General features: G+C 37.9%; 7 protein-coding genes and 1 pseudogene. 3 read left to right on the top strand and 5 right to left on the bottom strand.

Annotated features, from left to right (window positions below; genetic code table 11):
• Both F8M47_RS12215 and F8M47_RS12345 read right to left on the bottom strand, forming a co-directional pair.
• Nucleotides 1–80, bottom strand: a pseudogene (locus tag F8M47_RS12215) (transposase); the annotation flags it as partial.
• Between the two features lie 10 nt (nt 81–90).
• The gene (locus F8M47_RS12345; RefSeq protein WP_280177510.1) at nt 91–216 is read right to left on the bottom strand and encodes a hypothetical protein; all 126 of its coding nucleotides are present in this window, start codon (nt 214–216) and stop codon (nt 91–93) included.
• Between the two features lie 166 nt (nt 217–382).
• On the opposite strand from F8M47_RS12345, the gene suhB reads away from it, so the two are divergent.
• Together suhB and dxs are read left to right on the top strand one after the other, a co-directional pair.
• On the top strand, nt 383–1,195 hold the full coding sequence (gene suhB / locus F8M47_RS03095; protein WP_150538753.1) for an inositol-1-monophosphatase: 813 nt from the start codon (nt 383–385) through the stop codon (nt 1,193–1,195).
• Nucleotides 1,196–1,306: 111 nt separating this feature from the next.
• Complete coding sequence (gene dxs / locus F8M47_RS03090) at nt 1,307–3,160, top strand: 1-deoxy-D-xylulose-5-phosphate synthase (protein ID WP_150538752.1); 1,854 nt, start codon at nt 1,307–1,309, stop codon at nt 3,158–3,160.
• A 294-nt stretch (nt 3,161–3,454) separates the two neighbouring features.
• On the opposite strand, the gene F8M47_RS03085 is transcribed toward dxs, so the two are convergent.
• The 3 genes from F8M47_RS03085 to F8M47_RS03075 are packed head-to-tail and all read right to left on the bottom strand — an operon-like array spanning nt 3,455 to nt 7,886.
• Entirely contained in the window at nt 3,455–4,699 is a 1,245-nt protein-coding gene (locus tag F8M47_RS03085) for a sigma-54-dependent transcriptional regulator (RefSeq protein WP_150538751.1), read from the bottom strand.
• Nucleotides 4,689–6,644, bottom strand: coding sequence for an ATP-binding protein (locus tag F8M47_RS03080; protein ID WP_244298043.1), 1,956 nt, complete (start codon nt 6,642–6,644; stop codon nt 4,689–4,691). Before F8M47_RS03080 ends, F8M47_RS03085 begins: the two co-directional genes overlap by 11 nt.
• 12 nt (nt 6,645–6,656) lie before the next feature.
• Nucleotides 6,657–7,886 (bottom strand): ABC transporter substrate-binding protein, encoded by a 1,230-nt coding sequence (locus F8M47_RS03075; protein ID WP_150538750.1) that lies wholly within the window; start codon nt 7,884–7,886, stop codon nt 6,657–6,659.
• 282 nt (nt 7,887–8,168) lie between these two features.
• Here F8M47_RS03075 and F8M47_RS03070 point away from each other — a divergent pair, with 282 nt between their 5' ends.
• Nucleotides 8,169–9,524 carry an MFS transporter gene (locus F8M47_RS03070; RefSeq protein ID WP_150538749.1) on the top strand — a complete coding sequence of 452 codons (1,356 nt, stop codon included), beginning with the start codon at nt 8,169–8,171 and terminating at the stop codon, nt 9,522–9,524.
• The last annotated feature ends 18 nt before the right edge of the window (nt 9,525–9,542 follow it).

Below are 9,542 nucleotides of genomic sequence, written 5' to 3'. Positions count from 1 at the left end.
TTAGCGACCTCACGAATACCCAAATCCTGTTCGGTCACTTGTTTGATAATGTTTAAACGAAATTGATAAGAATAAGACATAATCTGCACCTCAAATTAGGTGTCCAGGTTTTGGGGTGCAGATCACAAAGCGGTCAGATTTTGTTTGGAATTTGCTATCACGACGTTCATCAACGGTTTGAAAGCGAGGTTTATTTTCATTAAATTTTGGTTTCATTCTATCGTTCCTTAGGGAAAATTTGGGGTTATTATAGTTTATTCGCCTAGTAAAATATCGTTTTTTTGCAAAAAAATTTGAGAATCAGACCGCTTGTTATTCCTTTATTTGCTAAGTTTCTTTATAATTGTACGTCTTTTTATGTTCTTTAAAATCTGGTGGAATTATGAACCCAATGTTAAACATTGCTATTCGTGCTGCACGAAAAGCAGGCAATATTATTGCTAAAGGCTATGAGCAAGCCGCGAGTGAAATCGAAGTGGCTCAAAAAGGTACAAATGACTACGTAACTGCAATTGATAAAGCGGCTGAAGCTGCGATTATTGATGTGATCCGTAAATCTTATCCTGATCACGCAATTGTTGGTGAAGAGTCAGGTATTTTGACTGGCGAAAACGAAAATGTGCAATGGGTGATTGATCCATTAGATGGCACAACGAATTTCGTGAAACGCTTACCTCATTTTGCAGTTTCTATTGCGGTACGTGAAAATGGTCGTACAACGGTGGGTGTGGTCTACGATCCTATCCGTAACGAACTTTTCACTGCGGTACGTGGTGAAGGTGCAAAACTCAATGAATTCCGTTTGCGTGTAGATACAGAGCGTCGTGATTTAAACGGCACGGTACTTGCAACAGGTTTCCCTTTCAAAGCAGCTAAACATCGTCCAGCGCACTTAAATATGCTCGAAGGTTTAATGAATAACGGTGTGGCAGATTTCCGTCGTACAGGTTCTGCAGCACTGGATTTAGCCTATGTTGCGGCAAACCGTGTGGATGGTTTCTTTGAAATCGGTTTAAAACCATGGGATTGCGCAGCGGGCGATCTAATTGCACGTGAAGCAGGTGCAATTGTAACGAACTTCGTTGGTGGGACAGATTACTTAAAATCAGGTAATGTGGTGGCAGGTCAAGCTCGTGTAGTAAAAGAAATTTTAAATACGATCCAACCAACATTAACCGAAGATCTTAAAAACTAATTTAAACCATAGATAACACGAACAAGGTAAAACAAGCGGTCAAATTTTTCGTTGGTTTTGCAAGGTTCGTGTTAATCCGTGTTATTCGTGGTTAAATTCAAAGAAAACACTATGCAAAACAAATATCCTCTGTTAAGCCAAATCAATTCTCCAGAAGATTTGCGTTTGCTCTCAAAAGAGCAATTACAACCTGTAGCGGATGAGCTTCGTGCTTATTTACTTGAATCGGTTAGCCAAACAAGCGGTCATTTAGCCTCTGGTTTGGGGGTGGTGGAGCTTACAGTGGCTTTGCATTATGTTTATCAAACCCCTTTCGATCAACTGATTTGGGACGTTGGTCACCAAGCTTATCCTCATAAAATTCTTACTGGTCGTCGTGACCAAATGCACACTATTCGCCAGAAGAATGGGATTCACCCTTTCCCTTGGCGTGGAGAAAGTTTGTATGATGTGCTAAGTGTTGGGCACTCTTCAACGTCCATCAGTGCAGGTGTTGGTATTGCGGTTGCGGCAGAAAAAGAAAACGCAGGACGTAAAACCGTTTGTGTTATTGGGGATGGCGCGATTACTGCAGGTATGGCATTTGAAGCGATGAACCATGCAGGTGCGTTACATACAGATATGCTAGTTATTTTAAATGATAACGAAATGTCGATTTCCGAAAATGTTGGTGCGCTGAATAACCATTTAGCACGAATTTTTTCGGGCTCAATTTATACGACTGTGCGTGACGGCAGTAAAAAAGTGCTAGATAAAGTGCCGACTATTAAAAACTTTATGAAGAAAAGTGAAGAGCATATGAAGGGGGTGATTTCGCCTGAAAGCACTTTATTTGAGGAGCTTGGATTTAACTATATCGGCCCAATTGACGGTCATAATATTGATGAATTGCTTAAAACGCTCAGCAATATGCGTGAGTTAAAAGGCCCGCAGTTCTTACATGTTCGTACCAAAAAAGGCAAAGGTTATGAACCAGCGGAAAATGATCCGATTGGTTATCATGGCGTGCCTAAATTTGATCCCACTTGCGGACAATTGCCCAAAGTAAAAGCGATTCCAACCTACTCAGATATTTTTGGGCAATGGCTATGCGAAATGGCGCAACAGGACAGTAAAGTGATTGGTATTACGCCTGCAATGCGTGAAGGTTCGGGAATGGTTGAGTTCTCTAAGCGTTTTCCACAGCAATATTTTGATGTGGCGATTGCGGAACAGCACGCAGTCACTTTTGGTGCAGGGCTGGCGATTGCAGGTTATAAACCTGTAGTAGCGATTTATTCAAGCTTCTTACAACGTGCTTATGATCAGCTGATTCACGATGTGGCAATCCAAAATTTACCTGTAATTTTTGCAATTGACCGTGCGGGAATTGTTGGAGCAGATGGACAAACCCATCAAGGTGCGTTTGATGTGAGCTTTATGCGTTGCATTCCGAATATGACCATTATGTGTCCATCGGATGAAAATGAAATGCGTCAAATGCTTTATACCGCTTATCATACCAATGCGCCGACTGCTGTGCGTTACCCAAGAGGCAATGCACAGGGTGTGCCATTAGAGCCTATGCAAGTTCTTGAGCTTGGTAAAGCTAAGCCGATTCGCCAAGGGCAAAAAGTGGCGATTCTGAACTTTGGGCCATTGCTCAATAAAGCCAAAATTGTGGCGGAAAAATATGACTATACGTTGGTCGATATGCGCTTTGTGAAGCCACTTGATGAACAATTAGTGTCTGAATTAGCGGACTCTCATCAGTTATTGGTGACCTTAGAAGAGAATGCGATTCAGGGCGGGGCGGGCAGTTTCGTGAATGAATATTTGCAAAAAATTGGTAAAATTCGACCGCTTGTGATGCTCGGTATTCCAGATTTCTTTGTACCACAAGCGACTCAAGCTGAAAGTTATGCAGATTTAGGTTTAGATGCAGCAGGCATTGAACAAAGAATCCAAGCAGTAGTAAATTTATAAAGAAAAACGTATCTTGTGATCTGTGCCCCAAAAGTTGGACTAATTGCTAACGGATTAAGGTGCAGATTTTTTTATGGCTAAAAACAGCCAACATTTCAAATAACTGGTGGGCAGTTTTTATTTTGCCCCCACGAAAATCTTGCTCTAAGACCTTGCTATTTTAGGCTAACTGACAAAATCGTTAGCCGTTAAATAGTTCAATTGTTGTTAAAATATTTCCCCTTTTTCGATGTGTACTACACTATCTCATTGATTTTTAGCAGGTTTTGCAGCCATTTTGTCTAAAATGCTGTTTTAGTCTTTATAATCTTCTTTGCTGAGATCATATTTTTTCATACGTAAATATAGTTTTTTACGCGGAATCTGTAGATATTCAGCAACGTCATTGATACGCCCTTGAAAACGCTCTAACACATCGGTGATCACGGTTTTTTCATACTCTTCAATTAATGAATCCAACGAGAGTTCCCCCTGATGCTCTGGTATGAAATGTAAATTATCATTCTGAACAGTAACCCCCACCGCATAGAGTTCAGCAGTATGAATCAATTGACTAATATTCCCTAACCATTGTTGGGATAGCAGTTGTTTTAAGAAAGCCTCTGTTACTGTTGGTTTTTTCTTTTTCAGCTTTTGGCAAGTTAACGCTAAATAATGACGAAACAACGGCTCAATATCTGATGGGCGTTGTGCCAGAGGAATACATTCAATCTGCGTGAGGTTGAAAGCATAAAATAATTCGGGCAATAAGCTATATTCGGATAACAATTGTTGTGGCGAATATTGGCTGATTGCAATTACACGATTTTGTTGATTTTGCTGAATAAATTGTGCCAACAATTTTTGCGCGGATTTGGTTAGATATTCAATATTTTTTAAAATAATGACCGCATTTTTTAAATGAGAAACCTGACTTTGTAATATTTCGCTATCCTCCGCATCTAACAATTCAAGAAAATATTTTTGCTCAAAACGTGATTTTGCTAATTTATATAAATAGTTAGCCGCCAAGGTTCTGCCTGTGCCAATTTCTCCGAAAATAAAAATTGGTAAATTGGTTTCGGATAATTGTTGCAAGCGTTTGCGTTTCGTTTTAATCCAATGGCTTTGCCCGATAAAATACATTTTGAGTTCATTCTGTTGCCATAATTGCGTAGCTAACTGGTTTTTTCGTTGCTCACAGGCTTGTGCTACTTGTTGTAATAATTGTTCTGGCTTCACAGGCTTTTCAATAAAATAGAAAGCACCTTTTTTCATCGCTTCAATAGCCATTGGCACATCACCATGTCCAGTAATTAAAATAACTGGTAAATGCTTATCTCTGGCATGAATTTGTTCAAGCAATTCCCAACCTGACATTTGAGGCATATAAATATCGCTCACTACGATGCCTTGCCAGTTTTCATTAATCTGTGCTAACGCTGAAATTGGATTATTTACCGCAATGGTGCGATAACCCTCTAGCTCTAACAAGGACTGATAGGCTTGTAATACATCTTGATCATCATCAATTAATAAGACGGTATTGTTATAATTCATATTTTATTCCTAATAAATGTGATTCACAGTACGGAAATTCTAAAATAATCACCGCACTTTTATGTAAGCTAGAGGCGATATAAAGATTGCCGTTAAATTGTTGCATAATACGTTGACAAATGGTTAAACCGAGGCCTAACCCGACTTCTTTATTACTATAAAAAGGTTGTAATAATTTATCTGCATTTTCAATCTGCCAACCTTCACCATTGTCTTCAATATAAACATATGTTTTATATTGACGAGAATGAATGCGAATCTGAATATGAGCTTGTGTTTTGCACGCCTCAAGCGCATTACTCAATAGATTGACAAAAATCTGCTCTAACAAAATGGTATTACCTTTCACCACGGCTTCATTTTCAACCGATAACTGCGCTTGGACTGGTTGATGATGTAATTCCAGCAATTCCCATGCGGCATTAATTGCTTGTCTAAGAGAAATAGGCTGTAGTGGCTCTTGCAGCGTATGGCGTTTAGTAAATTGGCGTAATCCTTTCACGATATGTGCAATACGCCCTACCAATTTATTGATTTTATCGGTATAAGTTTCAGCTTGTGGTAGATTATTTGTCTGTAAACTCTTTTTCAGACTGAATAAATAAATTGCCATTGCATTCAATGGCTGATTAATTTCATGAGCAAGGCTCGTCATTGTTTGCCCTACTACTGCTAATTTAGCGGCTTGAATTAATTCATTCTGCGTATCACGTAAATTTTGTTCAATAATACGGCGTTCTTTAATCATTTCCGTATGGTGTTTCAGCAGTTGATTAATTTCTGCAATTTCGTCATTACCCGAGACCTGAATCGGCAATTCTTCTTTCCCTTTATTGAGTAACTTTACGGCTTCAATTAAGTTTTCAAAGCGCTTGGTGAGATGTCCTTGCAGATAAAAATGAGTAAAATACCAAATAAAAATCAATGCTATCAACAAAGTTGCCACAATAATGAAACCGCTAATCTGCGTTTGTTGTTTCATATTCTGATTAAGGGTGGACAAATATTCATTCGTTTTTACCAGAATGCCTTCCGTAATCTTTCGTGTCGATTGAAAAATCTTCGCTTGTTGCTGACTAATTTCTATTGCTGATAGTTGAAATTGATGAATGTTTGCCACTAAAACATCTAAATCTTGGTACGGGGCAATTATATTTACCAACATTTCCACCATTTGTTGTAAAGTAGTGATACTCGGATTGTTAGTTTGTAAGGGAGCGCTACGCTGTAAATTTATGACCAACTCTTTCAATGTTTGATATTTCAGCAAAATATCTTGTTGATCCAATCCGTACAAAAATTGTGAAATCTCAGTTTTAATATTATCTTCAGTATGTTTAAGCTGGGCAATAGCTTGCAATTCACTTTGCAAATTAAAGGCTTCTGTACTGGATTGATAATGAGAAACAGGCTGTTTAGATAAATTAATTTGTTGCCAATTTAATTCCTGCCCTAATGCGACAATTTCATTATTAAAGTCATCATGCAACCATTGTAACTTAGTCGCTAATTCTTGTTTTTTTTGCTCAATATGAAAACTTTGATTTAAATGGGTATGAATTTTTACAATCAATGCCTTTAAATCGGCGATATTCTGCAAAATCCGTCCTTCATCATGCACATCATCAGACAATACCAAAGCGTCTTGCTCAATTTGTTCTAACTGTCCGTTGAGCTGTTTAAACATTGTCTGGCGGCTCATATTATTCTTCACCGCAGCAAAGCGATCTAATTCATTAAGAAAGGTGGCAACATTATCTTCCAATTTCAATGCAAGGCGAGTTTTTGGAAAATAATCGTCTAAAATATAATTCACTTGTTTATGTTGCTGATACCAAGAAAAAAGGCTCACTATACCTAAAATTACACTCAGCATCAGGCTCATTGCAAAGGCATTTTTCAACACCTGTGTAATGGTTGTTTTTTTCATTTTTTCCAGTTGCATGAAATAACCTTATTATTCTTCGAGGGCGAGTAAGACTTTATTGATCTGCCCTTGAAAGAATTCTGTCCATTTTCGTTCCTGCATTAAGGCAAAGGCTCTATCATTTTTAAATTGTGTTAAAAAATGTTTTTCATTAGCCTGTGCTTCTGTTAATGGCATTGCTGTTAGCTGTTCACGAAGTGCAGTTAATTTTTTGCCTATTTTTTTCTCTTTTTCATTTAGAGCATTCCAAGCTTCTTTGAGTTGAGCTAAACGAAAGGTAATTGCCACATCAAAGAGCTTTTTTACTAAATATTCACGCGCCAATAGGCGATCATAATCCAGTAAAGGTTCATTTATTAATTTTTGTTGTTCTGCATATAAAGAATCTTTAACATCTAAAGGGTTAAAGGGATATTTGGCAAAATTATGTGCCGCTACCAGTTGCTGTCCTTGGTTTGATAATAAGAAGCTAATAAATACTATCGCTTCTTCAATATGCTTACTATTACGATGAATAGCTACAAAAGTAGGGGAAGCAATAGAATGTGGGAAGTACACAAACCCAACATCTGAATGGCTAGGTGAATTAAGCGCATAGGTGTCAATGCTTACCCCTGCAACCGCTAAACCAGCTTTAACTTTATCGGCAACATTAAAGCTACGCGAAGAAATCAAAGATAAGTTACTAGAGAGGGTCAAAAAATCATGCCAACCTTGTATCCAACCTCGTTGTTGTAGCAACATTTCCAACATAATATGATTTGAACCAGAGCGTGAAGGCGAACTCACTAATACACTATTAAAGTAATTGCTATGTAACAGACTATCCCAATCTGTTGGTACGGGCAGATGACGTTCCTTCAGTAAGGTTTTATTATAAAAAATACCATAGCCAGAGAACGCTACCGCTGTGGTAGTTTGTCTTAATTGATGAGGCACCCATTTATCATGTTGTTGCAGGGAGTCGGGTAATAAGAATAAAACCTGTTGCTGTTGTAGCTGTTGAAACAAAAAAGGTGACGAACTTAGTACCAAATCCACGCCCTCTATATTGGGTTGCGTTAACAAGCGCTCTAATGAATTCACAGTACGGTTAATTAAACGAATATTTTGTTCTGGATAAATTTCTTTCCATTCTTTTTGAATATAATCCATAGTTTCTGGTGCAAAGGACGTTGCGATGACCAAGCCTTTAGCTTGTGCCTGAATCGTAAGCAACAATACGAATAACAGGCTTAAATAGCCGATAAATTTGTTCATTTTTATATCCATTTTTGTGATTTAGGTCACAAAATTAAAAAAATTTTTTTTATTCACATTCTACAAAGGGGTGAATTTTATCTCAATTTTCTCCCAGCGTATAAAAACATCATTGCATTCAATTATTTTGAGTTATTTTTGACACACAAAAAAACTCAAAAAGGTCAATTTTGACTTAAATTTCAATGTATTGCCTTTTGTTTCAGACATATTAACATATCGCCCAATTTCTTGAACGAGAAATAAAAATTTCCTATTTTTTATTATTAAAGGTATTACATTATGATTTCATTTTTAGCATCAAAGCCGGGTAAACCAGTACCAGAAACGGAACAATTTGAACGCTATAATCGTTTAAGATGGCATGCTCTTTTCGGCATTTTCATCGGTTACGCTGCATATTACATTTTGCGTAATAACTTCTTACTTTCTTCACCAGAGCTAATCAGCGAATTCGGTTTCACCAAAAAAGACATAGGCTTTATTTCTGGCACAATGTTAGTCGTGTACGGTCTAAGTAAAGGCTTTATGTCTGCTTTTGCTGATAAATCTAACCCAAAACATTTTATGATTTTCGGTTTAATGATGTCAGCGGCAGTAAATTTCATGATGGGCTTTAGCGCATCATTTTGGGTGTTTTTATTTCTTTGCATTCTGAATGGTATTTTCCAAGGTATGGGTGCAGGTCCTGCTTATGTGGTATTGGCAAGCTGGTTTCCTCGTAAATCTCGTGGTATCACCACCGCAATGTTTAATATCTCACATAATGTAGGGGGCGGCTTAGTGGCGCCAATCGCTGGCGCAAGTATTGCATGGTTAGGTACAGAACATTGGCAAGCAGCACATTTTATTGTACCAGTGATATTAGCCACTATCGTTGCTATCCTAGTGTATGTCGTTGGTAAAGGCCGTACTTATAATGAAGGTTTACCGCCAACAAGTAAAATATTAGGCACAGAACAAGAAGAGTTGATCGTTACTAAAGAAGAGAATGTAAACCTTACGACATGGGAAATCTTCCGCAATTATATTGTGAAGGATATCAATGTATGGTTTGTATCATTCATCGATGTATTTACTTATATGATCCGTTTCGGTGTGTTAACTTGGTTACCACTTTACTTATTAGAAACTAAAGGTTTCTCAAAAGGTCAAATGGCAACTGCATTTGCTATCTTTGAATGGGCAGCAATTCCTTCAACATTATTGGCTGGTTGGTTAACAGATACCTATTTCAAAGGTCGTCGTATGCCACTTGCAATCATTACTTTAATTGGCGTAGGTGCAGCAATGTTCGCTTATTGGGGAGGACAAGATCTCTTAACCGTCACCATTGGTGCAGGAATTATCGGTTGTTTGATTTATGTGCCAATGTTCTTATCATCGTTACAAACTATCGAGTTAGTGCCATCATTTGCCGCAGGCTCAGCAACGGGGTTACGTGGTTTACTCAGTTATATTTTAGGTAGTTTTTCTGGCACTGCATTATTTGGTATTTTGGCAGAACGCTTTGGTTGGGACGCAGGTTTCTACCTCTTGTTATTCGCAGTATGCGGTTGTATCTTCTGCTGTTATATGACTCATTTAGGTGTGTTACGTTTAGAAAAGAAAAAATTAGCACAAGCAACAAATAACTAATATAAAAACAAAAGTGTG

The organism is Actinobacillus vicugnae (assembly GCF_901687125.1).
GTDB classification, from domain to species: domain Bacteria; phylum Pseudomonadota; class Gammaproteobacteria; order Enterobacterales; family Pasteurellaceae; genus Actinobacillus; species Actinobacillus vicugnae.
The sequence above is the reverse complement of the archived record's forward strand: the minus strand, read 5'-3'. Positions and strand labels throughout refer to the sequence as shown.